The 26,263-nt window shown below is 71.6% G+C and carries 21 protein-coding genes; 8 read left to right on the top strand and 13 right to left on the bottom strand.

All coding sequences use genetic code 11. The features are described 5' to 3' along the window. Positions 1 to 202 precede the first annotated feature (202 nt). From ACLJQF_RS02720 to ACLJQF_RS02690, 7 genes are all read right to left on the bottom strand, one after another. Entirely contained in the window at positions 203 to 1,444 is a 1,242-nt protein-coding gene (locus tag ACLJQF_RS02720; RefSeq protein ID WP_410606587.1) for a low temperature requirement protein A, read from the bottom strand. Beyond that, on the bottom strand, positions 1,441 to 2,052 hold the full coding sequence (locus tag ACLJQF_RS02715; RefSeq protein WP_410606586.1) for a TetR/AcrR family transcriptional regulator: 612 nt from the start codon (positions 2,050 to 2,052) through the stop codon (positions 1,441 to 1,443). Before ACLJQF_RS02715 ends, ACLJQF_RS02720 begins: the two co-directional genes overlap by 4 nt. Further along, the gene (locus ACLJQF_RS02710) at positions 2,045 to 2,881 is read right to left on the bottom strand and encodes an alpha/beta fold hydrolase (protein ID WP_410606585.1); all 837 of its coding nucleotides are present in this window, start codon (positions 2,879 to 2,881) and stop codon (positions 2,045 to 2,047) included. The genes ACLJQF_RS02715 and ACLJQF_RS02710 overlap by 8 nt, the downstream gene beginning before the upstream one ends. Before the next feature lie 172 nt (positions 2,882 to 3,053). Then, positions 3,054 to 3,470, bottom strand: coding sequence for a TIGR03618 family F420-dependent PPOX class oxidoreductase (locus ACLJQF_RS02705; RefSeq protein ID WP_410606584.1), 417 nt, complete (start codon positions 3,468 to 3,470; stop codon positions 3,054 to 3,056). Between the two features lie 32 nt (positions 3,471 to 3,502). Continuing rightward, a complete protein-coding gene (locus tag ACLJQF_RS02700) occupies positions 3,503 to 4,669 on the bottom strand; it encodes an epoxide hydrolase family protein (RefSeq protein ID WP_410606583.1) in 1,167 nt (388 codons plus the stop codon). Positions 4,670 to 4,700: 31 nt separating this feature from the next. After that, complete coding sequence (locus tag ACLJQF_RS02695; RefSeq protein ID WP_410606582.1) at positions 4,701 to 5,294, bottom strand: TetR/AcrR family transcriptional regulator; 594 nt, start codon at positions 5,292 to 5,294, stop codon at positions 4,701 to 4,703. Between the two features lie 231 nt (positions 5,295 to 5,525). Beyond that, complete coding sequence (locus tag ACLJQF_RS02690) at positions 5,526 to 8,849, bottom strand: error-prone DNA polymerase (protein WP_410606581.1); 3,324 nt, start codon at positions 8,847 to 8,849, stop codon at positions 5,526 to 5,528. A 933-nt stretch (positions 8,850 to 9,782) separates the two neighbouring features. Here ACLJQF_RS02690 and ACLJQF_RS02685 point away from each other — a divergent pair. Beyond that, entirely contained in the window at positions 9,783 to 10,115 is a 333-nt protein-coding gene (locus tag ACLJQF_RS02685) for a MerR family transcriptional regulator (protein ID WP_410606580.1), read from the top strand. 214 nt (positions 10,116 to 10,329) lie between these two features. Here the strand turns inward: ACLJQF_RS02685 and ACLJQF_RS02680 are convergent, their stop codons facing one another. Further along, a complete protein-coding gene (locus ACLJQF_RS02680; protein ID WP_410606579.1) occupies positions 10,330 to 10,590 on the bottom strand; it encodes a hypothetical protein in 261 nt (86 codons plus the stop codon). A gap of 237 nt (positions 10,591 to 10,827) precedes the next feature. Here ACLJQF_RS02680 and ACLJQF_RS02675 point away from each other — a divergent pair, with 237 nt between their 5' ends. After that, positions 10,828 to 13,698 (top strand): BTAD domain-containing putative transcriptional regulator, encoded by a 2,871-nt coding sequence (locus ACLJQF_RS02675; protein ID WP_410606578.1) that lies wholly within the window; start codon positions 10,828 to 10,830, stop codon positions 13,696 to 13,698. 61 nt (positions 13,699 to 13,759) lie between these two features. Here the strand turns inward: ACLJQF_RS02675 and ACLJQF_RS02670 are convergent, their stop codons facing one another. From ACLJQF_RS02670 to ACLJQF_RS02660, 3 genes are all read right to left on the bottom strand, one after another. After that, on the bottom strand, positions 13,760 to 15,340 hold the full coding sequence (locus tag ACLJQF_RS02670; RefSeq protein ID WP_410606577.1) for a DNA polymerase Y family protein: 1,581 nt from the start codon (positions 15,338 to 15,340) through the stop codon (positions 13,760 to 13,762). 103 nt (positions 15,341 to 15,443) lie between these two features. After that, a complete protein-coding gene (locus tag ACLJQF_RS02665; protein ID WP_410606576.1) occupies positions 15,444 to 16,151 on the bottom strand; it encodes a hypothetical protein in 708 nt (235 codons plus the stop codon). 116 nt (positions 16,152 to 16,267) lie between these two features. Next, the gene (locus ACLJQF_RS02660; RefSeq protein ID WP_410606575.1) at positions 16,268 to 17,182 is read right to left on the bottom strand and encodes an SAM-dependent methyltransferase; all 915 of its coding nucleotides are present in this window, start codon (positions 17,180 to 17,182) and stop codon (positions 16,268 to 16,270) included. Positions 17,183 to 17,276: 94 nt separating this feature from the next. Between ACLJQF_RS02660 and ACLJQF_RS02655 the strand changes: the two genes are divergently transcribed. After that, on the top strand, positions 17,277 to 18,023 hold the full coding sequence (locus ACLJQF_RS02655; protein WP_410606574.1) for a hypothetical protein: 747 nt from the start codon (positions 17,277 to 17,279) through the stop codon (positions 18,021 to 18,023). Here ACLJQF_RS02655 and ACLJQF_RS02650 read toward each other — a convergent pair. After that, entirely contained in the window at positions 17,941 to 19,431 is a 1,491-nt protein-coding gene (locus ACLJQF_RS02650) for an alpha/beta hydrolase (protein ID WP_410606817.1), read from the bottom strand. The two genes, ACLJQF_RS02655 and ACLJQF_RS02650, sit on opposite strands and share 83 nt — an antisense overlap. Positions 19,432 to 19,675: 244 nt before the next feature. Here ACLJQF_RS02650 and ACLJQF_RS02645 point away from each other — a divergent pair, with 244 nt between their 5' ends. The 5 genes from ACLJQF_RS02645 to ACLJQF_RS02625 are packed head-to-tail and all read left to right on the top strand — an operon-like array spanning position 19,676 to position 25,176. Continuing rightward, the gene (locus ACLJQF_RS02645; RefSeq protein ID WP_410606573.1) at positions 19,676 to 20,071 is read left to right on the top strand and encodes a GntR family transcriptional regulator; all 396 of its coding nucleotides are present in this window, start codon (positions 19,676 to 19,678) and stop codon (positions 20,069 to 20,071) included. Beyond that, positions 20,068 to 20,949, top strand: a complete 882-nt coding sequence (locus ACLJQF_RS02640; protein ID WP_410606572.1) for an ABC transporter ATP-binding protein — start codon at positions 20,068 to 20,070, stop codon at positions 20,947 to 20,949. Before ACLJQF_RS02645 ends, ACLJQF_RS02640 begins: the two co-directional genes overlap by 4 nt. Further along, a complete protein-coding gene (locus ACLJQF_RS02635; RefSeq protein WP_410606571.1) occupies positions 20,946 to 21,935 on the top strand; it encodes a transporter in 990 nt (329 codons plus the stop codon). Before ACLJQF_RS02640 ends, ACLJQF_RS02635 begins: the two co-directional genes overlap by 4 nt. A 20-nt stretch (positions 21,936 to 21,955) precedes the next feature. Then, a complete protein-coding gene (locus ACLJQF_RS02630; protein ID WP_410606570.1) occupies positions 21,956 to 23,062 on the top strand; it encodes an alpha/beta hydrolase family protein in 1,107 nt (368 codons plus the stop codon). After that, positions 23,059 to 25,176 carry an alpha/beta hydrolase family protein gene (locus ACLJQF_RS02625; RefSeq protein WP_410606569.1) on the top strand — a complete coding sequence of 706 codons (2,118 nt, stop codon included), beginning with the start codon at positions 23,059 to 23,061 and terminating at the stop codon, positions 25,174 to 25,176. The genes ACLJQF_RS02630 and ACLJQF_RS02625 overlap by 4 nt, the downstream gene beginning before the upstream one ends. 77 nt (positions 25,177 to 25,253) lie before the next feature. Here the strand turns inward: ACLJQF_RS02625 and ACLJQF_RS02620 are convergent, their stop codons facing one another. Continuing rightward, on the bottom strand, positions 25,254 to 26,165 hold the full coding sequence (locus ACLJQF_RS02620) for an alpha/beta hydrolase family esterase (protein WP_410606568.1): 912 nt from the start codon (positions 26,163 to 26,165) through the stop codon (positions 25,254 to 25,256). Positions 26,166 to 26,263 lie beyond the last annotated feature (98 nt).

Here is a 26,263-nt window from a genome sequence, read left to right as displayed (position 1 = left end):
TGTGGGTGAGTTGGCCGTTCCCGCGGGTGAGTTGGCCGTTCCGGTTGGCGAGTTGGCCGCCGGGGGCCCGGTCGGCGCAGACGCCCGCCGCGCCGTAGGACCGTCGGCTCTAACCCGAATTACCACTCACGACGGCCGCGGCAGACCTCTTGGCACTCCGGCCGGTGGCCGGTCGCCCAGCCATGGTCGAATGCTCTTCCGGTCAGGCGGCGCGCTGGATCGGTGCCAGGCGCCGTTCGAACCAGAGATGGGCGAGCACCACCAAGGCGAGGCAGACCACCAGCGTCCGGCCGGCGACACCGGTGGCGAGCAGGCCGAGCAGGAGCGGGACGACGATGCCGGTGATGATCCGCGAGACCGTCCTCTGCAGATCGGAGCTGTGGCTGGCCACCCCGGTGACCACGCCGAGGGTGAAGTAGGCCGCGACGGCGCCGCACAGCAACCAGCGTCCCGGCCCGGGCAGCGGATCGGACCCGTGCTTCATCACCGCCGAAAGCGACACCGCCACCGTGGCGACGACACCGGTGACCAGGCAATGCAGGCCCAGGGCCGCGCGAGCGGGAATACGACCGGCCCGCAGGTGCGGCAAGCCCGCGTACCCGAACACGACCGACAAGCCGAACATGCCGGCCAGCAACACGAACGACGCGAGCCCGGTGCCCAGCACGCCGACGTCGTAGTGCGCTTCGGCGGCGGCGCCGATGATCTGCACCACCGATTCGCCGAGCACGATGATCACGAAGAGCCCGAGCCGCTCGGAGAAGTGCACCGGATCGACCGACACCCCGTGAAGCACGGGGAGAGCCCCCGCGGGGCGCCCACTACGCCCCGGCCGGTGCCGGGTACCGGCTCGCGCGGTGAATCTCGTTTGGGCCTGCTGGAGGAGCTTGTCGCCGGAAACGGCCAGAATCAGCAGCAGGTCCAGGCCGATTCCCGCCGCCCAGAGCACGAGCGTCCAGGGCCCGTGCACCCAGATCGACACGATCCAGGGCAGCAGCCCCGCCGAGTACTGCACCACCGGGAAGTCCAGCAGCACTTCGCCCCGGCGCCAGGACCAGGACCCGTAGAGGCGGGTCGCGACGTAGGCGATCGCGAAGACGACCGATGGGTGGCTGTCGCCGTCGTGGCCGAGCACGGCATGTGCCACGCCCGGTACGGACGCGGCCATCACCCCGAGGCCGAACATGCCGGCCAGCAGCCGTATCACGCGGGTCTTCCCGGCCGCGACGTTGCCATACAGCATGAAGGTCGTCCACGACAGCCAGAACGCCAGGAACAGCAACGTGTAGAGCCCGAGCGCCGCGGCGTCCGGTCCGGAGCCGAGTACGTGCGCCAGGGCTGCCACGCCGGCCACGGCCACCAGGTCGAAGAACAGCTCCGCCCAGCTCGCGTGCCGCTCGGTTCGTGCGGCTTCGGGTTCCTCGGCGATGTTCGGGAGGTTCACGGACCTGGCAACTCCTCTTGAAGGATCACGGATCGGGATGAGCCGTCCAGGGACCGCAGACCGTGGTCGATGAAGTCGATCATCCAGGTGAAGCTGGTCTCGACACCGACGTCGATCTGGAATCCGCTCGCCACCTCCAGCGTCGCGAACCCGTGCAGCATGGTCCGCACCATCCGCAGGACGTGGATCTCCTGACCGGGCTCGATCCCGTACCCGCGCACCATGGCGGCCCAGGAGGCGAGCACCCGGTCGAGCGCCGCGACGAGCGGGTCGTCGGGCCCGGTCGGGCGGGCCGCGTTGCCCGCCGCGTACCGGCCGGGGTGGTGCTTCACGTAGGCGCGCATCGCCTGCGCGCCGGCGGTGAATGCGTCAGTACCGGCCCGCCCCTGGATCGCGTCGCGGATGGTGTCGGCGAGTTCGTTCGCGGCCTGGACCGCGATGCGGTGGACGAGATCGGCCTGGCCGGCGACGTGCTTGTAGAGCGAAGGCGTCTTGACACCGAGCCGCTCGGCCAGCTGGCCCATGCTGAGCTGGGCGAACCCGATCTCGTCGGCCAGCTCGGCACCGGCCGCGGTGACCGTGGCCGGGGTGAGCCCGGCTCTAGGCACGAGTCAACGTCCGGTCGAGGAACGGCCGGGCCAGCGCGACGACCTGATCGGGCGTCTGGACGTGCGGGTAGTGCCCGGCACCGTCGATGACTTCCAGTTCGCCGAGGCCTTGCGGCAGGTCGGCGATGATCTTCTCGCCCTCGGCGCGGGGGTCGGCCCAGTCGGGGTCGGCGCTGCCCTCGATGATCAGGACCGGGCACGTGACGTGGGGCAGCTGCGCACCCGCGTCGGCCGGGCTGGTCTTGCACATGGCCTGCAGGACCTTCATCCGGCCCGGCTCGCGCAGTTTCGCCTCGATGCGGGCCAGCTCGCCGTCCCAGTCGGCGGGCTTGACCGGCAGCGCCACATCGAGGTACTTCAGCCAGTTCTCGACTCTTCCGCGCATGATGACCTGGGCCATCTGGGTGTAGCCGGCCCGGAAGCGCTTGGCCCGCACCAGTCCGCCGAGGTCGAAGGGCTGCGCGCGGGTGAACGGCGCCAGTTCGATGATGCCGGCGATCAGGTCGGGCGCGGTGGCGGCCGCGATGGTGGCGGCGCCGCCGCTGATCGACTGGCCGATGAGCACGGCCGGGCCGCCGAGGTGCCGCACGAGGGCGACCAGGTCACCGGCGATGTCGGTGCGGCTATACCCGTCCCAGCCGAGGCTGGAGTCACCACAACCGCGGATGTCGACGTTGGCGACCCGGTACCCCTGCGCGGCCAGGGCCGGAGCGAGGAAGCGGTAGGAGTGACGGCTGTCGCCGAGGCCGTGCGCGAGAACCACGAGGGGCCCCTCTCCCGTCACCTCGTAGGCGAGGGAGTTGCCGGCGATGTCCAGGTTCTCGGTCATGATGGTCTCCGTGACGTTGGCTAATGGCGATTGCCATAAAGCTAGCGACGTTAGCCGTGGCGGTCAACACCTTCCCCTGCCCCCTGGGCAGTGGCGATTGACCGCCTGCCAGAACACCGGCGTACCCGACGGCGACTGAACGCGTGAATCAGACGAATGAAGGGTGCGTCCGCTACGTGCGGGGCGCGTGGGCGATGGAGTCCACCGCGATGGTGAGCAGCAACCGGGTTTCGGGTTTGCCGCTGAAGTGGGGGTGGGGTGTGCCGAGGTACTTGTGGGAGAGCTCCTCGATGTTCTCGGCCGCGCCGTCGGTGGTGGAGTCGATGACGTGCCCGCGGAGCGCGTAGTAGCGGGAAACGTCGTCGGGGTCGGTCACGCTGAGGGCCACCCGGGGGTCGCGGGCGATGTTCTTGGCCTTGCGGTAGCCCACCACGGTGTTGATCAGGATGTGGTGGCCGTCGGTATCGACCCAGGTCTGGGTCAGCTGGGGTGATCCGTCGGGCATCACGGTGGAGATGAAGCACGGGCTGGGCCGGCGGAGCAGGGCGATCAGGTCGTCGGGCAGCAGGACGGTGGGGGTGCCGGGCACGAGAGGTCTCCTGGAGATGAGGGCGGTGGGACTCAGCGCAGGGTGGCGAAGGTCGCGCGGATGCTGTCGATGAGTGCCTCGGGGTTCTCGAGCGCGGCGAAGTGGCCGCCGGGGCCCTCGGCGAAATGGACGAGGTCGGTGTAGCGGCGCTCGATCCAGCGCCGGGTCTTGCGGACATGTTCGCCGGCGAGCTGGATGAACCCGGTCGGCACGGCGATCGGCGAGGCGGCCGTGACCGGCGCGGGTGCGCCGCCGTTGAGCATGTCCCAGTAGATCCGCGCGGACGACGCGCCGGCGTTGGGCAGCCAATACATCATGATCGCGTCGAGCAGTTCGTCGTAGGTGAACGACGCCGGTGCGTCACCGGGGGTGGCGCAGGTGTCCTGGAACATCGCGTAGATCCAGGCGGCGAGACCGACGGGTGAGTCGGCGAGGGAATAGCCGATGGTCTGCGGGCGGGTGCCCTGTTCCTTCGCGTAGCCCGAGAGCTTGTCCCAGAACTGGCCGGCACTCGCGAGCATGGCCTGCTCCTCGGGGGTTGCGTCGGCGATCTCGTCGGGATCGGGGCCGAACATGCCCATGCTGAGGTGAATACCGGCCAGCTGCGGGATGCCCTTTGCGGCGATGGTGTTGGTCACCGCGGTGCCCAGGTCACCGCCGTGCGCGCCCCAGCGGTCGTAGCCGAGCCGGTCCATCAGGGCGATCCAGGCGTCGGCGATCCGGGGGAAGCCCCAGCCGGTGGTGTCGGGTTGGGCGGAGAACCCGAAGCCCGGCAAGGACGGGATCACCAGGTGGAACGCCTGCCGGGGGTCGCCACGGTGAGCGGCGGGGTCGGTGAGCGGTCCGACCGTCTTGGCGAAGTCGAGCACGGAGCTGGGCCAGCCGTGGGTCATCAGCAGGGGCAGCGCGTCGGCCTCGGGTGAACGCACGTGCAGGAAGTGGATGTCCAGGCCGTCGATGGTGGTGCGGTAGGAGCCCATGCCGTTGAGCAGGGCCTCGGCGCGGCGCCAGTCGTAGGTCTCGGCCCAGTAACTGGTCAGGGCCCGGATCGCCCCGGTGGTGGGGCCCTGACTGGTGTCGGTGACGGTCTCGATGCCCGGCCACCGGGTGAGGGCGAGCCGGGTGCGCAGGTCGTCGAGGTCGACCTGCGGGACGTGGATCGGGAAGTGCTCGATGTCGGCGGTGAGGGTGCTGTGCATGACGATTCTCTTTCAGATGCCGGCGTAGGGATCAGTGCGTGGGGCCGAGGAGCGGGAGGAGGACCTCGTCGACGAGGTCCTCCTGCGCGGCCTCGTCGAGCGGCACGCCGCGCAGCAGGGTGAGCAGGAGGACCCTGGCGATGGCCACGTCCAACGCCAGGACGACCCGCTCGGTCGCGGCAGCCTCGCCGCGGGCACGCGCGCGGGCGGAGATCCGCTCGGCATCGACGCGGCCGCGTCGGCCGATCTGGTCGGCGATGAGCTCGCGCAGGGCCGGGTCGGAGCGGATGCCCTCGACCAGCCCCAGTAGCGCCGGCCCGTCCGCACCGGTCACGGCCCGGGTGATGCCGGCCACGGCGTCGAGGAGATCGCCACGCACCGTTCCGGTGTCCGGCGGCGCCGCGCCGGCGCCTTCGGCCGACCGCCGCAACGCCTCGGCGACCAGCTCGGCCTTGCCCGCCCAGCGCCGGTACATCGTGGCCTTCGACGACTTGGCGCGGGCCGCGATCGCATCCACGGTCACGCGCTCGTAGCCGATCTCGGTGACCAGCTCCGCCGCCGCCGCCAGAATGGCATCCTCCCGCCCGGCTCCTCGAGATGACGGTGCAGGCCGCTCGGTATCCATGGATCCCTCCCGTTGATGTGAACGAAACGGTACTGTACACATGCGGGAGATGACGTGTGACCTCGACCACCGGCCGGCCACCGGTCGTCCGCGCGTACTGCTCGCGGGCCTGCCGGCAACGTGCTTACCGCCGGCTGAGGCGTTCCCACGGGCGGGTGCCGGTGAGCGCGGGCCGCAGCTCGGGCGGGATCGCCTCGGCCGGGTAGAGAGCGCCGTGGTGCACGTTTGGGGTCAGCGGAAATCGCGGGACGGCAGCGCGAGACCGCGGACGTCGAGCGGAACGATCCGGTCGGCCACCACCGTCGCGGTGCCCTGACCGACCTGGACGATGCCGCGGACGACGACAGCCGGACTCCGCAGCGCCGACCGCTGGCGGTGCCAGAGGCCGGGCGAGACGACGACGTTGGCCATGCCGGTCTCGTCTTCGAGGTTGAGGAAGGTGATCCCGCCGGCGGTCGCGGGCCGCTGCCGGTGGGTGACCGCGCCGCCGACCCACACCCGCGTCCCGTCCTCGGCCCGCGCGAGGGCGGCGACGGTGATCGCGCCGCGCCGGTCGAGGTGTTCGCGCAGGTACTCCACCGGGTGGCTGTCCGGGGAGACGCCCGTGGCCCACAGATCCGCCACCGTCACCTCCAGCCGCGTCATGCCGGGCAGCGCGGGCGCGTCGAGGCCCGGGGCGAGGCCGGGCAGGTGCCCGGGCCGGGTCGCCGCGGCCGCGCCGGCGGCCCACAGGTCCTGCCGCCGGTCGTCGCCGAACCCGCTGAACGCGCCGGCCGTGGCCAGGGCTTCGGCCGCGTTCTTCTTCAGCCGCACCCGGCGGGTCAGGTCGCCGATGCTCGCGTACGGGCCGTGGGCCTCGCGCTCGGCGACGATCTCCTCGGCGATGTCGGCGCCGAGGTGGCGGACCGCGGCGAGACCGAGCCGGAGCACGACGCCGCCGGTGCTCCCGGCGTCCGGTTCGAGGGTGGCGCCGGCCAGGCTGGCGTTGATGTCGGGTTCGCGGACGTGCACACCGTGGCGGCGGGCGTCGGCGACCAGGGATTGCGGGCTGTAGAAGCCCATCGGCTGGGCGCGCAGCAGCCCGGCGCAGAACGCCGCCGGGTAGTAGCGCTTGAACCACGCGGACGCGTACACGAGCAGCGCGAAGGACATCGAGTGCGCTTCGGGGAAGCCGTAGCCGGAGAAGGCGTGGATCTGCTCGAAGATCCGGGTGGTGAGCTCGCGGTCGAGGCCGTTGGCTTCGCACCCCCGGAAGAACCGCGCCATCAACGCCTTCATCTTCGCGGTGGATCGCTTGGCCCCCATCGCCCGCCGCAGCTGATCGGCCTCGGCGCCGGTGAACGAAGCGACGTCGACCGCCATCTGCATCACCTGCTCCTGGAACAGCGGCACGCCCAGGGTGCGGTCCAGGGACGCGGCCAGCAGCGGGTGCGCGTGTTCCCATTCCTCGTCACCGCGGCGACGGCGGATGTAGGGGTGCACCGAGCCGCCCTGGATCGGGCCGGGGCGGATCAGCGCGACTTCGACGACGAGGTCGTAGAACTTCCGCGGCCGCAACCGCGGCAGCGTCGCCAGCTGGGCGCGTGATTCGACTTGGAACACGCCGACGGCGTCGGCTTCGCAGAGCATGTCGTAGACCGCCGGGTCGGCCAGGTCGAGTTTTCCGATGTCCACTCCTGCTCCGTGGTGCTCGGCGACGAGGTCGATCATGTGGTGCAGCGCGGAAAGCATGCCGAGGCCGAGCAGGTCGAACTTGACCAGCCCGACGGCGGCGCAGTCGTCCTTGTCCCACTGCAGGATGCTGCGGTCCTTCATGGTCGCCCACTCGACCGGGACCACTTCGGACACCGGCTGCTTGGAGATCACCATGCCGCCGGAGTGGATGCCGAGGTGGCGCGGGAAGTCCTCGATCCGCGCGGCCAGGTCGAGGACGTCGTCCGGGATCGCCCCGGCGGCCTGCCGCCTGGTGGCCGCGACCCCGCCCCAGCGATCGACGAGCTTGCCGTAGGCGTCCTGCTGCCCGGGGCTGTGGCCGAGCGCCTTCGCGGCGTCGCGGATCGCCGACGGCGCCCGGTAGGTGATGACGTTGGCGACCTGCGCGGCGTGGAACCGGCCGTGTTTCTCGTAGACGTACTGGATGGCCTCCTCGCGGCGGCCGGACTCGATGTCGACGTCGATGTCGGGCGGCCCGTCCCGCTCCGGCGCGAGGAACCGCTCGAACAGCAGGTTCCACTTCACCGGGTCGGCGTGGCAGATCTCCAGCGCGTAGCAGACCGCGGAGTTCGCGGCCGAACCGCGGCCCTGGCAGAGGATGTCCGCGTCCCGGCAGAACCGGACGATGTCCCAGACGACGAGGAAGTAGCCGGCGAAGCCGAGCTTTTCGATGACGGCGAGTTCGTGGTCGAGCTGGGCGTAGGCCTTCGGGTGCTCCTCCCGCGGCCCGTAGCGCTTCGCCGCGCCCTGCCGGGTCAGCTCGATCAGGAATGACATCTCGTCGTGCCCGGCCGGGACGGGGAACGGCGGCAGGTCCGGCGCGACGAGGGTGAGGTCGAACGCCACTTCGACGCCCAGGACGGCGGCCCGGCCGACGGCACCGGGGTAGCGGCGCTCGAAGCGGCGCCGCTGTTCCATCCCGGACCGCAGGAACGCCTGTCCCGACGGCGGCCGCCACCCTTCGAGGTCCTCGGCCGACCGCCGGGCCCGGACGGCGGCGACCGCTTCGGCCACGACGGCGTCTTCGGGGCGGGCGTAGTGCACGTTGCCGGACACGACCGTGGGCAGCCGGAGTTCCTTGGCCAGTGCGGCGAGGAGGTCGTTGGCGGCGTCGTCCCGCGGCTGCCGGTGATCGATCAGCTCCACGGCGACGTGCGACCGCCCGAACCGGTCCACCAGCCGCGCCAGCTCGGCGCGCGCGGCGGCCGGGCCCCGGTGCGCGAGCGCCTGGCGGACGGCACCCTTGCGGCAGCCGGTGAGGACGACGACGTGCCCGGCCAGTTCGCCGGCCAGCTCGTCGAAGTCGTAGACCGGCCGCCCCTTCTCCCCGCCGGCGAGCTGGGCGCGGGAAATGACGCGGCACAGCCGGTGGTAGCCGGTCTGCTGCCGGGCGATCACCAGCAGGTGCGACCCGGCCGGATCGGGCACACCGGCCTGCGGCGCGGGCAGCCCGAGCGAAAGTTCGGCCCCGAACCCGACCCGCACCCCGAGCTCCCGGGCGGCGTCGTTGAACCGCACGGCGCCGTACATGCCGTCGTGGTCGGTCAGGACGAGCGCGTCGAGCTCGAGCCGCGCGGCCTCCTCGACGAGCGTCTCGGGATGCGAGGCACCGTCGAGGAAGCTGAAGTTGGAGTGGACGTGCAGCTCGGCGTAGGGCGCCCGGATCCGGTCCCCGCCGTCGTCCCGGCCACGCCGGTTCCGCAGGTCTTCGGGCGCCCCGCCATAGCCTTCGCGCTTGCGCGACCACGCCGGGGCGTCGTTGCCGTCCCCGGGCACGGGAGCGCGCCCGGAGGCGATCCGCTCCACTTCGGACCACGGCACGCGCGGATTGTTGAACGCCAAAGCCGGCTCCCACCGATTTCGCTGTGGGGAAGCCAGCGACCACTGTTCGAACACACGGGCGAATTCTGTGGTCCGATCCTGCGCCGGGCGCGCGGCCGGTGTCAACTGTGGACGGACCGGAGTCGCGCCGGTCACAACAGGATCCGAGGGTGGCCCTGCCGCAGCTCCTCGTCACCCGTTCGACTGCCTCCAAAAAATCTATGCCGCCCGGAGTAGACATTCGGCAACCGGCGTGTGTAGTGTTCTTCTCGTACCAAGAGAGACAACGTCAAGCAAGCGCGGGAGAGGACGTAACTACCCGCGAGGTGAGACAAGGCGGTCAGGCAGCACGGAGCCGATCAAGGGAACAAGGTTTCGGCTGGTGACCGGGAGCAGTACTCCAGGACCGGGTCGTGAAGAAGGTCCGACCGAGCAGTACCGGTCCGGAGCGGAAGTGCAGGGCGCGGGCGGAGCAGGTGCACCCGCGGAGATCAGCAGTACCGGTAGTTGTTTGTGCAAGTGCAGTTGCAGGACATGTCAGGTGGCCGGGGCCGATCAGTGAACGGGGCTCCGGGCAGTGACCAGCGGCGTCAGCGTGCTGGGACCGATCAGTGGAAGGGTTCCGGCAGTGACGGCTGCAGCAGGAAGCGAAGTAGCAGTACCGGCAAGTGAAGTGGCAGTACCGAGTAAGTGGAAAACACAGGAAAGAAGGGAACGGGAACATCATTGGATCGCCCGCAGCGGCCAGGTAGTGCCGCGCGGGTGCCGCAGTCCCATCGAGTTCGGAGGTGGTGCTCGGTCACGAGTAAGCGATCCCCGCACGATCCGGCTTCACGCTGGATGCGGGTGCAGGAAGCCGGCGGTCGCGCCGGTTGACAATGGTGAAGATCCCTACCCTTGAGGACCCCGGGTGCCGCAGTGGCACCCGGGGTCCTCTGTGACGTGGAGGTGGAATTGATCCCTGACCAACAAGGCCCGGCCACGCCGAGCGCGGCCGACAAGTTCGACGACGAGCAGTACCCCGCCTACACGATGGGCCGGGCCGCCGACATGCTCGGCACCACCCAAGGTTTTCTGCGCAGCCTCGACGAGGCCGGCCTGATCACCCCGCAGCGCTCCGCCGGCGGGCACCGCCGCTACTCCCGCCACCAGCTGCGTCTGGCCGCCCGGGTGCGGGAACTGGTCGATCAGGGCACCGCCATCGATGCCGCCTGCCGCATCATCACTCTCGAAGACCAGCTCCACGAAGCCCGGCGCCGCACCACCGAACTCCCCGCCGGCGACTGAATCCCGGCTCGGCACGCGGCCCGGCGCCGCGTGCCGATGTGGAGCCTTGGCCCACCTCTTCGCGCCATGGCCAGGACACCCGGCCACGGGCGCCCTGCTGCTTTGCCACCGCCCGATGACCCGCACTTCACCGTGCGCGCCCACAACGGCTCGGACAAGCTCGACTTCGCCCGGCCGGGTGATCGCGCGTACCTGCTCACTGAGCCAGTCTCGGCTATCTCGTCCCTACGTCGGCCACCGCGCCGCGCTCGACCTTGATCACCTGGGTCAGCCGCACCAGCTGCCGCCGCCGGTGGAGGTCGGAGCCGATCACCTCGATGGTCGTCCACCTGACGACGACGACCAAACCGGGCACCCCGGTCGACGCGGGCCGGTTCGCCACCGCGCCGGCGGGCGGCGCGGTCGTCACCGCCGCGCCGCTCAGCAGCAGCGCGGCGGCGAGCACGGCCGCGGCTCTGCGGCGGGCCTCCCCCATCCCTCGTCGCCCGCCGATGTCAGGGCCGGCCGCGGGTCCGCCGGCGATCGTCGGAGGCCCGGGCGCCCGACCTCACCCGGCGGCCCACCTTCGTGCTGCTCCCCATCGTGGTTCTCCCCTCTCGCCGACACGTGCCCGGTCGGCGACGGGAGCCTGGCAGCGTTCACTGCACCCACACTGCAGTCTTACGGAACGTGGCCGGTCGGAGGTACTCTCGGTCAGGGGAGGGGCGTTTGCATGCGTGATGTTCGGTTCGGTGTGCTCGGTCCGATCGCGGCCTGGGACGGTGCGGCCCCGGTCGAAGTGGGGTCCGGCAAGTGTCTCCGGGTGCTCGGGGTGCTGCTGCTGCACGCGAACCAGCAGGTGGACCGCGAACGGATCATCGAGGGCGCCTGGGGCGGGAAGCCGCCGAGGAGCGCGGTCAACCTCGTCCAGAAGTACGTCGGCGACGTGCGCCGCTCGCTGGAGCTCGACGACAGCTCGTTGCAGACGGTAGGCACCGGCTACCTGCTGCGGGTCGACCCCGCCCGGCTCGACAGCGCCCAGTTCGCGTCCCGGCTCGCCCGGGCGCGCGAAACCCGCGGCGACGGCGACTTGACCGCCGCCCGGCAGCATCTCGCCGAGGCGATGACGCTGTGGCGCGGGCCCGCCTTCAGCGGCATCGACACCCCCGCGGCCGCCACCGAACGCGCCCGGCTCGACGAGTACCGCCTCGGCGCGCTGGAGGACCTCGCCGAACTCGATCTGCTGCGCGGGGAGCACGCGCCGGCCATCCCCGAGCTGTCCCGGCTCACCGACGAACACCCGTACCGCGAACGCGCGCGGGAGCTGCTGATGATCGCGCTCTACCGCAGCGGCCGCCAGGGCGACGCGCTCGCCGTGTTCCACGGCATCCAGCGCATGCTGGCCGAAGAACTCGGCGCCAACCCCGGGCCCGGCCTGCAGCGCGTGCACGCCCAGATCCTGCGCGCCGATCCCGCGCTCGACCTGGTCACCGCGCCCCGGGAGCAGCGGCCGATCGTCCAGCTGCCCGCGGACATCCCGGACTTCACCGGCCGGGCCGGGCCGCTGGGCGAGCTGCTGGACCTGCTGGCCGAACGCCGGGTGGTGGTCGTCGCCGGCGCGCCCGGGACCGGGAAGTCGGCGCTCGCCGTGCGCGCGCTCCACGACGCCCGCGACGCGTTCCCCGACGGCCAGCTCTACCTCGACCTCGCCGGCACCTCCGCCGTGCCGCGCGACCCGGCGATGATGCTGGCCGAACTGCTGCGCGCGCTCGGCGTCACGGACGCGGTCATGCCGCCCGGCCTGCACGAACGAGCCGCCCTCTACCGGTCGCGGCTGGCCGATCGCCGCATGCTGGTGCTGCTCGACGACGCCGCCGGCGCCCAGCAGGTGCGGCCGCTGCTGCCGCCGTCCGGCGGCTGCGCGGTGGTGATCACGAGCCGGCACCGGCTGGCGGACCTGGCCGGCGCCGAGCACGTCGAGCTGGACGTGCTGTCCGCCGAGGACGCCCGTGACCTCCTTGCCCGCATCGCCGGGGCGGAGCGCGTCGAGCGGGAACCGGAGGCGGCCGACGCGATCGTCCGGCTGTGCGGCCGGCTCCCGCTGGCCATCCGGATCACCGGGGCGAAGCTCGCGGGCCGGCGGGCGTGGACCCTGCAGGTGCTGCGCGACCGCCTGGAGGACGAATCCCGGCGGCTGCGCGAGCTGCGGGTCGGCGACCTGGACGTGCGGGCCAACTTCGACCTGAGCCTGCGGCTGCTTCCCGAGGAAGCCGTCCGGGCGTTCCGGCTGCTGGGGCTGCTGGGCGCGGAAACGCTCCCCGCGTGGGTGATCGGCCCGCTCCTCGGCCGGCCGGTCCCGGACGACGTGCTGGACACCCTGGTCGACGCCTACCTCGTGCGCCTGGTGACGACCGACCGCGCCGGCCAGCCGCGGTACCGGCTGCACGACCTGTTGCGCGCGTACGCGTCGGAAGGCGCGCAGGAGTGCTACCCGGCCGAGGAGCGCCGGGCGGCGGTGGAGCGGGTCCTCTCCGCCTGGCTCGCCCTCGCCGAGCAGGCCCGTGACCTGTTCTACCCCAGCCTTTTCCGGCCGACGCCGGGCCGCTCGCCGCGCTGGGTCCCGGACCACACGGTCGTCGATCCCATCGCCTGGTTCGACGCCGAACGCGGGACGCTGCTGCGGGCGATGGAACTCGCGGCGGAATGGGGCCTGGACGAGCTGGCCTGGGAGCTGGCGATCGCCGCGGTGCCGTACTACGACCACTGCAGCCTCTACCAGGACTGGAACCGCAGCCACCAGATCGCGCTGGAAGCCGCCGTCGCGGCCGGCAACACCCACGGTGAGGCGGCGTTGCTGCAAGGGCTCGGCCAGGTGCACATCTACCTCGACGAAATGGCCGAGGCCCGCCACGACCTGCGCCGGTGCGTGAAGCTGTACCAGGCCATCGGCGATCGGCGCGGCGAAGGACTCGCGCTGGCGAGCCTGGGCACCGTGCACCGCGTCCGCGGCGAACTCGACGCGGCCCTGTCCGTCGACAAGGAGGCGCTGGCCCACCTGGTGGCCGCCGGGCACCGGCAGGCGGAAGCGCAGATCCGGACGGCCATCGGCATCATCGGCTTCGAGCAGGGCGCCGGCGACGCCGGCCCGTGGATCGAGGAGGGCCTGCGCATCGCCCGGCGCCTCGGCGACCGGCACCGGCAGGCGGTGATCCTCCGCACGCTCAGCCGTTACCACCTGGGGATCGGCGACACCCCGGCCGCGCTGCGCGACCTCACCGAAGCCCTGACGATCTTCACCGAAATCAGCGACGCGCGCTGCGGCGCCTATACCGACCAGCGGCTCGGCGTGATCTACGCGGAGCTGAGCGACCGGTCCCGGGCGGAGTCGGCCCTCCAGCGCGCGGCGCACGTGTTCCGCGCCAACGGCGACCGCAGCAACGAGGCGGCGTGCTGGCAGCAGCTCGGCGAGCTCGAAAGCGCACTCGGCGACCCGGCCGCGGCCCGGCACCACCTGGGCTTGGCGATCGAGCTGTGGCGGGCCGTCGGCCTGCCCGAGCGCGCCGACGACGTGCAGGCGACGCTGGACGGGTTGCGGAGGTCTTGAATGACTCATTCAGGACCTCCGAGGTCCTGAATGAGTCATTCAAGACGCTGGGATCGGGGCGCTAGTCGTAACAGCCCTCGACCGTCCACTGTGGATCATCGCCGACGGTGGCTCTGAGCAGCAGCGCGATGTCGCCGTCCGCCACGGTGTCGCCTTCCAGCACGACCTGGATCCGGGCCAGGGGCCGCTCGCCGCGGCGGCCGGGCAGGGCCGGGTGCACCACCCACGGGCCGGCCGAGCCGATGACCCGGCGGGGCGGTCCCCCGTCGACGGCGACCGTCGACGGCGGGTAGCCGAGTTCGCCGCGCGCGGTGCAGCGGACGACGTCGCCGACCGCGTCGAGCACCTCGGCCGGCACCGGCCGCGGCGGCACGACCGTCGGTGACGGCGCGGGCAGCCGTCCCGGCCACGGCCGGTCCGCGGCGAGCGGGCGGCGCGGCTCGCCCCACGGGATGAGCCGGACGCGCTCGGCCGGGCCGCGGCCGCCGTCCAGCAGCGGGGTGACGACCGCGTCGGGGCCCAGCAGGCCCTGGATGCGGACCAGGGCGCGGCCGGCGCGTTCGGCGGCGTCGGCGTCCCGGCCCACCGAGCCGAGCTGCAGCTGCAGCGCCTGGCCGCCGACGACCTCCTCGGGGTCGAGGCGCAGCCGGACGATGCCGGCGGTGGGCCGGTCCCGCGTGGTGAGCCAGCCTTCGCACTGCCACCGCACGCGGTCGGCGGCCGACCGGGCGGTGAGCGGCTCGGCGCAGCGCCAGACGCGCACGCGTTCTTCGCCGGCTTCGGTGACGGCGACGATGGCCAGGCGCGTGCAGGCGAGGCCGTGGTTGGCGAGCCCGGCGAAGAAGCGTTCGCCGAGGGTCTTCGCGACGAAGGCGGCTTCGTCGATTCTTTGCAGCGGGTCTTCGAAGGTTTCGGTGACGGCGAGGTCCGGCGGCAGGGCGCGCCGCAGCGGCGGACGTTCGGAGAGGCCGCGCGCGAGCCGGTGGGCGACGATGGCGTCCTTCGGGAAGCGGCCGGCGAGGTCGCGTTCGGTCAGCGCGGCGAACGCGCCGAGGGTGCGCAGCCCGAGCCGGGTGAGCAGGTCGACGAGCTCCCCGCGGTCGTCGCCGGGCTGGTTCAGCTCGGCGATGGACAGCGGGGCGAGGAATTCGGCTGCCCGGCCCCGCGGGACGAGAGCCGACCGACGGGCGGCGAGGGTGGCGGCGAACAGGCCATCGGCGATCCCGACCTGGCATTCGACCCCGGCCCGCGCGGCGACTTCGTCGATGAGCAGCTCGGCGAGGGCGGCCTCCCCGCCGAAGTAGCCGGCGGCCCCGTCGACGGGCACGGCCACCAGCCCGGGCCGGACGACTTCGACCCCGACGGCCTGCGTTTCGACGGCGGCGGCCACGGGTTCGAACAGCCGGGCATCGCGATCGGGATCGTGCTGGTGCACCACGAGTCCCGGACACCGCGATTGGGCATCCCGGCGCCGCATCCCCCGCCCGACGCCGTGGTGCCGCGCGGAAGCGGAGCAGGCCACGACGCGGTTGGCGGAGAAGACGGCGGCGGGCGAGGTGGGCGGGCTCCCGGCAGCGGCCCCGGCGGCAACGACCGGCCAGTCCGGGCACCACAGCACGAGCAACCGTGGCGCATCGGTCATCCGGCAGCCGGCGCCTGCCGCCGGGGCGAAATCGGGAGTTCCCCGGGAAGGTTGCGCGCCGGGGTGCGCACGGCGCGCAACCTCCACCACCACGCCACGCAGCTCACCCCGCCACCTCGACCAGCCGCCGCCCCGGCAAGCCACCACCGCCCCCGCTCCCGGCGACCGCTCCTTCCGGGCCCGGCAACGACAACCCCACCGACAACGGCCGTGCCGCCGCGCCGCGACCCCGGCTCGTCGCCAACACGTCGCGGGCGCGCAGGTGACCGTGCCCGTCCTGGGTGAGGCCGTGCCAGCGGCGGCCCGACACGCTCAGCTCCACGTCCGCTCCCGGCCACGGTCCCGCCGTCAGCAGGACCGTCCCCCGGTTGCGGACCCGGCCCGCCAGCCGGCGTGCCGTCTGCGGCTGCACCGACGACGCCCGGCCGAGGACCACCAGGTCGAACCCGTCCACCAGCGCCGACAACACCGCCACCAGCTCCGCGCCCGGGTCCGGCACCAGCGCGAGGCGCTCCAGGTCGACGCCGAGTTCCGCCGCCGCCGCCAGGCCCAGCTCCGGCACGCCCGTCACCGCCGCCCAGGAACCGTCGCGGGTTGGCGCCGCCAAAAGCGCCAGTACCAGCGAGGTCGCTCCGCGCACCGAGACCGTGCTGCCGCGCCGCAGCCCGCCGCCGGGAAGGAGGTGGGCCAGCTCGGGCAGCACCGTCAGCAGCTCTCCGGGGCTCGCGTCCGAACTCGGCTCACGCAGCTGCGCGGCCGTGCGGACCCCCGGGATGGCCGTGAGCCCGGCCAGCGCCTCCGGCACCGCCACCACCGCTCACCTCCAGCACCACGTACTCGTACCGGAGACACCCGCGGAACCCCGCCGGCGAACCCAGGACAATCATCGAACACTTGTTCGCATACTGCGAGACCGGCGGCCCGCTGTCAAGCCGGGCACGACATCCGGGGGAGGACGCCGCTGACGTACCGCACGTCGCCCGTGCGCAGGTCGTCGTCCGCCAGGGGTGCGAGACCGTGGGTGGCGAGCAGCTCGCGGACGGTGCTCCCCCGCACCACCCAGCCGCGGGCGGTCAGGTAGGGCGCCGCTTCGTTGCGTTCACCGTAATAGCGCAGCCTTGCCATGTCCGTGTCGAAGCTCTGCTCGCGCCAGCGTCCGGAGATCCGGTCCAGACCCGCCTTCGTCCGCTCGTCGTCACCCGGTCGCGGGCTGGGCCGGCTTTCCGTCGCCAGCCGGCTGCCCGGCGCGCTGAGTCTGGTGACGGTGTCCAGCAGGCGGTCCTGCGCCTCGGGCGGCAGGTAACCGAGCAGGCCTTCGGCGCTCCACGCGGCCGGCTGCCCCGGGTCGAAGCCGGCGCCGGACAGCGCGGCGGGCCAGTCCTCGCGCAGGTCGGCCGCCACCACCCGCCGCTCGGCGGTGGGCTCGGCACCCAGCCCGGCCAGGGTGCGGGTCTTGAACTCGAGGACCTCCGGCCGGTCGACCTCGTACACGAGGGTCCCGGCGGGCCACGGCAGCCGGTACGCGCGCGAATCCAGCCCCGCACCCAGGATCACGACCTGCGGGAGGGCCGACTCGCGGAAGAATCCGTCGTAGAACCTGGTCCGCACCTTGGCCACGTCGATCCACACCTGCTCGACGAGGTCGCCGGGGGCCGCTTCGCCGCTCGCCAGCCGGGTGAGCAGGTCGACGCCGACCGCCCGGACGAGCGGTTCGGCGAACCGGTCGTCGATGCGCGCGGGATCCGAGCGGGTCGCCATCGCCCGCGCCGCCGCGGCCATCGTGGCGGTCGCGCCGACGCTCGACGCCAGATCCCAGGTGTCGCCGTCATGCCGGGAAGCCATCTCCGGGATTCTGCCGCATCCGCTGTGACGCGCATCGCGGTCACACCGGGGTCCGCTGCCTCGTCCAGGGGGTGAAGGGATAAAAGAGGACGAGATGCGCCGGATCCTGATCGTCGGTGGTGGTTACGCCGGGTTCTACGCCGCCTGGAAGCTCGAGAAGAACCTGCGGCACCACGAGGCCGAGGTCACCCTCGTCGACCCGGTCATCGCCCGGCACACCGACTTCCCGGTCGACGAGCGCGGCTTCGTCGTCGTACGACCGGATCTGCGGGTCGGCACCGAAGCCGAGCCCGTGGCCGACGCCTGGGCCGCCGGGGACGACGCCGCGGTGCCCGACCTCGCCTCGCCGGTTCCGGGCGCGCGCACCGTGCCCAACGCCCAGCACGCCTACCGGCAGGGGAAACTCCTGGCCCGCAACATCATCGCGACGCTGCGCGGCCGGGCGCCGAAGCCGTACGTGCACCACAGCCTCGGTGCGATCGCGACGCTCGGCCTGGGCCGCGGGATCTTCCAGTACCAGCGCCTGGTCCTCAAAGGACTCCCGGCGTGGCTGATGCACCGCGGCTACCACGTGCTCGCCGTGCCCACCTGGGAACGCAAGGTCCGGGTGCTCGCGGTGTGGCTGACGCAGGCGCTGTTCGGCCGCGACATCCTCAGCCTGGCGTCGATGCAGCACCCGCGGGTCGCCTTCGTGGCGACCCCGAACGACCGAGGGGCACTTTCACGTGAAAGTGCCCCTCGGTCGTTGGGACCCGGGCTCAGCCCGCGAAGGGGCTGGCGTCGATCGTGCAGGTCTTTCCCGCCGCGGGGAAGGTCCCCGAGATCAGGTAGTCCCGCTTGACCTGCTCGGTGCACGTGCTCGGCACGTACATCGAGGAGTGGCCGTAGCCCTCGGTCACGAACACCCGGGCCCGCGCCAACTCCGCGGCGCCGTCGCGGGCGCCGGGCAGCGGGGTGGACGGGTCGTAGCGGTTGTTCAGCACGAGGATCTCCGCCGACGTCGGGCGGTTCCACGGGCCCGTGTAGCGGTCGGTGTCCTTCGCCTTCCAGAACGCGCAGCTCATCATGTCCAGCACCGCGATCCGCCCGAAGTACGGCACGCGCTGGTCTTCCGACTCGGCGTAGCGGCTGTAGACCGCCGGGTCGGTGGGCACGTCGCTGTCGGAGCACTGGATGGCGTTGAACGACTCGGTCCGGTTCGAGGTGTACTGCTCACCCTTGACCGCGGCCGACCGCAGGGCCGGCGTGGCCGGAGCGTCGTACAGGCGCTGCAGCAGCGTGGCGATGTCCGCCCAGCCCCGCGAGTCGGACAGGTCGGCCGCCGCGTTGATGATGCCCGAGTAGGTCCACGTCTCGCCGTCGCTGACGATCGGGGCCTGCTTGGCACGCGCCGTCAGCGCCGCCCACTTCGCCTTCGGGTCACCCGAAGAGAACGCGCACTTCGGGCCCGCTTCCGTGCACAGCCGCAGGAACTGCTCGAAGGTCTGCGCGATGCCGGTCGCGACGTCCTGGCGGGTGTCCAGCGGGACGCTCTTGCCGTTGCCGTTCTGGCCGGTCGAGTTGCCGGCGAAGTCCATGGTGCCGTCGAACACCATGGCCCGGATCCGGTTCGGGAACAGGTTCGCGTAGGTCGCCCCGAGCTGCGTCCCGTAGGAAATGCCGTGGTAGTTCAGCTTCGGGTCGCCGACCGCGCGGCGCAGCAGCTCCAGGTCACGGGCGGTGTTGGCGGTGGAGACGTGCTCCAGGATCGGGCCCGCCTTCGCCGAGCAGCGGTCGGCGAGTTCCTTCGACTTGGCGTAGAAGGCCGCGTTGCCGCTCGGGTCGCCCGGCATCTCCGGGAACGACCCGAAGAAGTCCTGCTGCTCGGCCAGGGTGTCGAAGCACCGGACGGCCGTGCTGTTGGCGATCCCGCGCGGGTCCCACGACACCAGGTCGAACCGGGCGCGCAGCTCGTCGGAGAACAGCCACGGCCACTTGCCGCGCTCCCGCAGCCGCTGCAGGCCGGACGCGCCGGGGCCGCCGAAGTTGACGAACAGGGAACCGATCCGGTGCTGGGGATCGGTGGCGGGCAGCTTGATGAGCGCGAGGTCGATCTTCGCGCCGGCCGGCCGGTCGTAGTCCAGCGGCACCGATGCCTTGGCGCACTGGAACCCGTCCGCGCAGTCCGTCCAGCTCAGCTGCGGCGTCGGCACCTTGTCGATGGAAGCCGGTGCCGCGGACGCGACCGCCGGTCCCGCCGCGACGGCCATCGAGACACCGAGCGCGACGACCACGCCGCGGACGATGCCTCCCCCAGAAAATCGACGCACGAAAAGTCCCTTCGGAGAGAAAACGATCACTTCGCCACCACAGACGGGTGAGGGGGCATCGAGGTTGGCTCGGCCGGCCGAAAAAGATCACGGTCCTCTCCGGCGGAGCCCACCACGACAGGCACTGGCGCTCACTGGTGCTACTTAGCTATAGTGCTAGGCAACTAGTTAAATGGAGTTGCCGATGATCGAGTTCAACCTGGACGCGAGGTCCGGCCTGTCGCCGTACCAGCAGCTGGTCCAGCAGGTGCGGCACGCGCTGCGCCTCGGCCTGCTGTCCGAGGGAGACCAGCTCCCGAAGGTCAAGGACGTGGTCGCGAGCCTCGCGATCAACCCGAACACCGTGCTGAAGGCCTACCGCGAGCTGGAGCACGACGGCCTGGTCTCGGCCCGGCCCGGCGTCGGCACGTTCGTGACCGCGACGCTCAACGGCGGCGCCTCGTTCGCCGCGCTCGGGCCGCTTCGGCAGGACCTGCGCCGCTGGCTGAGCAAGGCCCGCAAGGCCGGTCTCGACGAAGAGAGCATCGAGGCCCTGCTGATGTCCACGTTTCGCGACTCCGCCAGAGAGGAAATAGCGTGACCGTCCTGCGCGCCCAGGGACTGGGCAAGAAGTACAAGCGCAAGCAAGCGCTTGCCGGCTGCACGCTCGAGATCGAAGCCGGCCACGTCACCGGACTCGTCGGGCCCAACGGCGCCGGCAAGTCGACGCTGCTGAACATCGCGGCCGGCATGCTGGAGCCGACGACCGGCACGATCGAGGTGTGCGGCGGGGTGCCGGGCAGCGGCCCGGAGCAGCTGGCCAAGGTCGGCTACGTCGCCCAGAACACTCCGGTCTACAGTGGACTGTCCATCGAGGAGCACCTGCGGCTCGGCGCCCACCTCAACCCGCGCTGGGACGCCTCGCTGGCCGAAAAGCGGATCGAACGGCTCGGGCTGGACCCGAAGCAGCACGCCGGCAAGCTCTCCGGCGGCCAGCGCGCCCAGCTGGCGCTCACGATCGGCATCGCCAAGCGCCCCGAACTGCTGCTGCTCGACGAACCGGTCGCCGCGCTGGACCCGCTGGCGCGCCGGGAGTTCCTGCAGGACCTCATGGAAGCCGTCGCCGAGCACGGGTTGTCCGTCGTGATGTCCTCGCACCTGGTCAACGACCTGGAACGAGTCTGCGACCACCTCGTCGTGCTGGTGGACTCGCAGGTCCGGGTGATCGGCGAGGTGGAGACGCTGCTCGCCACGCACCACCGGCTTTCCGGGCCGCGCCGCGATGTCGAGACGCTGCCGGCGGACCAGCACGTCGTCTCGGCGAAGCACACCGACCGCCAGACCACCGTGCTCGTCCGCACCGAAGCCCCGATCCTCGATCCCGCGTGGACGGTCGGGCAGCTCGGCCTGGAGGACCTCGTCCTCGAGTACATGAGCAACCCCACCGCCGCCCGCCCCGCCCTGGAGGTCCTCCGATGACCTGGCTCGCCTGGCGCCAGTTCCGCGTCCCCGCGTTGTCCGTGTTCGCCGGCCTGATCGCGATCGCCGTGGTGCTCGCGATCACCGGACCCGATCTGGTGGGGCGCACGGACTTCTCCGACGAGGACACCCTTTTCGGCGGCACGATCCTGGCGCTGTACCTGCTGCCCGCGGCGATCGGCGTCTTCTGGGGCGTCCCGATGATCACGCGCGAACTGGAGAGTGGCACGCACAGCCTGGTGTGGAACCAGACCGTCACGCGCAAGCAGTGGCTCACGACCAAGCTCGGGTTCGGCCTGCTGGCCGCGATGGTGGCTGCCGGGCTGCTCGGCTGGGCGGTGTCGTGGTGGGCGAGCCCGATCGACGCACTCTCCGCGCTTCAGACCGATCGCGGGATGTTGTCCCGCATCTCGCCGGTGGTGTTCGGCGCCCGCGGCATCGTCCCGATCGGCTACGCCGCCTTCGCCCTCGCGCTCGGCGTCGCGGTCGGGATGCTGCTGAAGCGGACCGTGGCCGCCATGGCCGTCACGCTCGTCACGCTCGCCGCCGTGCTGCTCCTGGTGCCGACCTTCGTGCGACCGTACCTGCTGCCGCCGGAACAGATCACGGTCCCGATCGTCCCGCGCGACATCACGAACATCACCGGCAACGACAAGCAGGGGATCACCGAGATCGGCGTGCGGAAGCCGGCCGGCGCGTGGGAACTGGCGAACGAAACCGTGGACCCGGCCGGGAACGTGGCCGACCCGCTGCCGGAGTTCGTGCAGACCTGCGCCCCGAGGCCGGGCCCCGGGGCGGCCCCACCGGAACGCGGCACCATGGAACAGTGCATGGCCCAGCTGGGCACCAACGGCTACCAGCAGCGCGTGACCTACCAGCCCGGCTCCCGGTTCTGGCCGCTGCAGTGGCTCGAACTGGCGCTCTACCTCGTCATGACGGCCTTGCTCACCTGGTTCAGCTTCCGCCGCCTCCGCCACCTGTCCTGACGATTCCGACTGGGGGAATCATGCGCACTCTCGCGGTAGCCACCGCACTCACCCTCACATTGTCCGCGTCACCCGCCTCGGCGGCCACGACGCCCTACCTGCCCCGCCCGACCGGCCACTCGCCCGTCGGCGTCACCGCACTGTCCTTGAGGGACACTTCGCGACCTGATCCCTGGGTGCCCACGGTGCCCTACCGGGAGCTGATGGTCTCCGTCTTCTACCCGGCGACCTCGGCGAACGGGCCGAAGAAGCAGTACATGACCCCGCTCGAGTCGGAACGCAACCTCGAGCGGCAGAACATCCCCGGCCTCCCGCTGGACGTCCTCAGCACGGTCCGGACGAACGCCGTCGTCGACGCGAAGCCGGCCGGGCGGTGGCACGGCCTGCCGCTGGTCGTGCTGTCCCCGGGCTGGACGCAGCCCCGGGCGACGCTCACCGCGCTCGCCGAGGACCTCGCCAGCCGCGGGTACGCCGTGGCGGCGATCGACCACACCTACGAGAACCGCGCCACCACCTTCCCCGACGGCCACGTCACCGGCTGCGCCGCCTGTGAGGTCGACGACCAGCCCGGGTTCTGGGAGAAGTTCGCGCAGGTCCGGTCGAGGGACACGTCGTTCGTGCTCGACGAGCTGCTGCGCTCGAAGCTGGGCGCGCTGATCGACCCGCAGCGGATCGGCATGACCGGCCACTCCGCGGGCGGCGCGATCACCACCCAGGCGATGCTGGCCGACCCGCGCATCCGCGCCGGCGCCGACATCGACGGCAGCATCCACGTCCCGCTCCCGGCGTCCGGGCTGGCCAGGCCGTTCCTGTTCCTGGGCAGCATGGACGACTACACCCCGGGCGCCCCCGGTCCGTACGACGACTGGGAAACGGACTGGCCGCACCTCACCGGCTGGAAGCGCTGGCTCATGGTGTCCGGCACGGTCCACGCGTCGTTCACCGACCTCGGTGTGCTCGCCGACCAGCTGGGCGTCGACCTCGGCGACTCGATCGACCCGTACCGCGCGCTGTCCGTCACGCGGACCTACGTAAGCGCTTTCTTCGACCAGCACCTGCGTTGCCGGCCACAACCGCTGCTGGCCGCGCCCTCGCCCGCTTACCCGGAAGTGACCTTCATCGGATGAGAACCAAGAGCCTCATGGTCGTCACCGCGCTCACCCTCGCGTGGATGTCGCCGTCCGCGTCGGCGGACCCGGCGCTCTCCCTGGCGAAACCGACCGGCGACCGGCCGGTCGGCACGAGCGCCCTGTACCTCAAGGACACCTCACGGCCGGATCCGTGGGTGCCCTCGGTGCCCTACCGCGAACTGATGGTGTCCCTCTTCTACCCGGCGGCTTCGGCGAACGGGCCGAAGAAGCAGTTCATGTCCGAGGCGGAGGCGAAGGCCGTCTTCGACGAAGCCGGTATCAAGGGCATCCCGCCCTCGGTGATGACGACGGTCCGCACCGACGCCGTCGTCGACGCTCACCCGGCCGGGCGCAGCCTGCCGGCCGTCGTCCTGTCCCCCGGCTTCAAGCGGCCCCGCGCCGAGCTGACCTCGCTGTCCGAGGACCTGGCGAGCCACGGCTACCTGGTGGTCCTGGTCGACCACACCTACGAGAACGTGGCCACCACCTTCCCGGACGGCCGGGTCACCGGCTGCGCGGCCTGCGGCAACTACGACCTCGAGTTCTGGCAGAAGCTGGGGCGCGGCCGGGCGAAGGACGTCTCGTTCGTCCTGGACTCGCTGGCGCACTCGAAGTGGGCGTCGCTGCTCGACAGTTCCCGGATCGGCATGGCCGGGCACTCCGTCGGCGGTGCGAGCACGATCGGCACCATGGTGGCCGATCCGCGGATCAAGGCCGGGATCGACATGGACGGAACCACGGACGACCCGCTGCTCGCACCCGGGCTGGACCGGCCGTTCCTGTTCCTCGGCCGGCAGAACACGTACGCCCCGGGCACCGGGGACGAGTCCGCCACCTGGGAGCGGGACTGGGCGCAGCTGACGGGCTGGAAACGCTGGCTCACCGTCGCCGGCCTGCAGCACCCGTCGTTCACCGACATCGGCCTGGTCGGCGAGCAGCTCGGCATCGACTTCGGCGCGACCACCCCGGCCGTGCGCGGCCAGGCCATCACCGCGGCGTACGTCCGGGCGTTCTTCGACCAGCACCTGCGCGGCCGGCCGCAGCCGCTGCTGGACCAGCCGTCCGCGCGGTACCCGGAGGTCGCCTTCGCCCGGACGTCCACGCCGTACCTGCCCGCCCCCACCGGCGACCGGCCGGTGGGCAGCACGGCGGTGTACCTGAAGGACACTTCGCGCCCCGACCCGTGGGTGCCGTCGGTCCCCTACCGGGAGCTGATGGTTTCGCTCTTCTACCCGGCTGCTTCGGCGAAGGGCCCGAAGACGCAGTACCTGACGTCAGCGGAGTCCGCGGCGTTGCTGCAGGGCAGCGGCCTCGACGTACCCGCGGACCTGCTCACGACGATGGTGACCAACTCGGTGGCCGACGCCCGGCCCGCCGGGCGCGGGCTGCCACTGGTCGTGCTGTCCCCCGGCTACACCAAGCCCCGCGCCACGCTGAGCGCACTGGCCGAAGACCTGGCCAGCCACGGGTACGCGGTCGCGGTGGTCGGCCACACCTACGAGAACGCCGGCCAGAGCTTCCCGGACGGGCACTTCGCCGGGTGCGCGTCCTGCGAAGTCCCTCACGACACCGCGTTCTGGCAGAAGCTGGAGCGGGGCCGGGCCGCCGACGTCTCGTTCGTGCTGGACTCGCTGCTCCGTTCCCGGCCGGGCCTGATCGACCCGGAGCGGATCGGCATGGCCGGGCACTCCATGGGCGGTGCGAGCACCATCCCGGCGATGGTCGCGGACAGCCGGATCAAGGCCGGGATCGACATCGACGGGACGACCGAGCTCCCGCTCACCGCACCCGGCCTGGCGCGGCCGTTCCTGTTCGTCAACCACGAGCAGGTGCCGAAGTGCGCGCCGGGGAACGTGCCGTGGGAACGCGACTACGCGCAGATGACCGGGTGGAAGCGCTGGGTCGAGGTGGCGGGCACGCAGCACGCGTCGTTCACCGACGTCGGGCTGCTGGCCGAGGAGTTCGGCGTCGCCATCGGCCCGAACGCGGCGGCGCGGGCGCAGGAGATCACCCGCGCGTACGTGAACGCGTTCTTCGACCAGCACCTGCGTGGCCAGGCGCGGCCGATCCTCGATCAGCCGGGGTACCCGGAAGTCTCGTTCTGCCGGTAAGGAGGTCTGCCGCGGCTTGTCGTGAGTGGTAATTAGGGTTAGAACCCTAATTACCACTCACGACGGCTGCGGCAGAGTCAGTGGTCGAGGCCGAGGAACGAAATGGCGTACGCCAGCTGGCCGGTCATCGGCAGGGAGTGCCCGACGCCGGCGATGCTGACGCCCTCCACCGTGGCCTGGGTACCGGTGTTGCCGTACCGGGTCCGCGTCCACGACGACTGCGGGTGGTCGGTGAACGCCGGTGTCTGGCTCAACCCGTTCAAGTTGGTCCACTGCTTGAGCTCTTCCCCGAAGTTCGGGTACGACAGTGTCGTGTCGGTGGTGCCGTGCCACAGCTGCATCCGCGGGTAGCGGCCGGTGTAGCCCGGGTACATCGCCCGGGCCGTGTCACCCCACTGCTGCGCGGTCTTGATCGACTTCCCGCCCGAGCAGGTGCTGTTCCACAGCGAGCCGTTCGTGGTGGCGAAGCACCCGGCGGGCACGCCGGAGAACGCCGAGCCCGCCGCGAACACGTCGGGGTACTGGGCGGCCAGCACGTTCGTCATCATCGCCCCGGAGGAGAACCCGCTGACGACGACCCGCGCCGGATCGACGTTGTAGCGGGACTTGGCGTAGGCGACCATGGACATGATGCCGGTCGAGTCCCCGCCGCCGCCCCGCCGCAACGCGTTCGGCGTCGAGACGTCGAAGCACTTCTCGCTGCGGGTCGCTTCCGGCAGGACCATGACGTACCCGTAGCGGTCGGCCGCGGTGACGTAGTCCTTGCCGTTCCAGCCGAAGATCGAGCTCGCCGAGCCGCCGCAGTAGTGCACCAGCACCAGCAGCGCCGGCTTGGCCGCCACCCGGTCGGGGACGTAGACGTACATGTTCAGGTTCGTCGGGTTGTTGCCGAAGTTCGTCACCCTGGTCAGCGCGGCCGCCTGGGCGGGCGAAGCCAGGCCGGTGACCATGACCACCAGTGCCAGCAGGACACCGAGCATGCGTTTCATCGCGTTTCTCCCTTATGCCGCACCGAAGGCCTGGAGCACGGCGGTGCAGGCCGGTTTCTTGGCGTAGTTGCCGTCGCACAGCAGCGGCGTGCTGCCGC

The organism is Amycolatopsis sp. lyj-109, assembly GCF_046548995.1.
Lineage (GTDB): Bacteria > Actinomycetota > Actinomycetes > Mycobacteriales > Pseudonocardiaceae > Amycolatopsis.
This window is presented reverse-complemented; position numbering and strand designations above follow the sequence as displayed.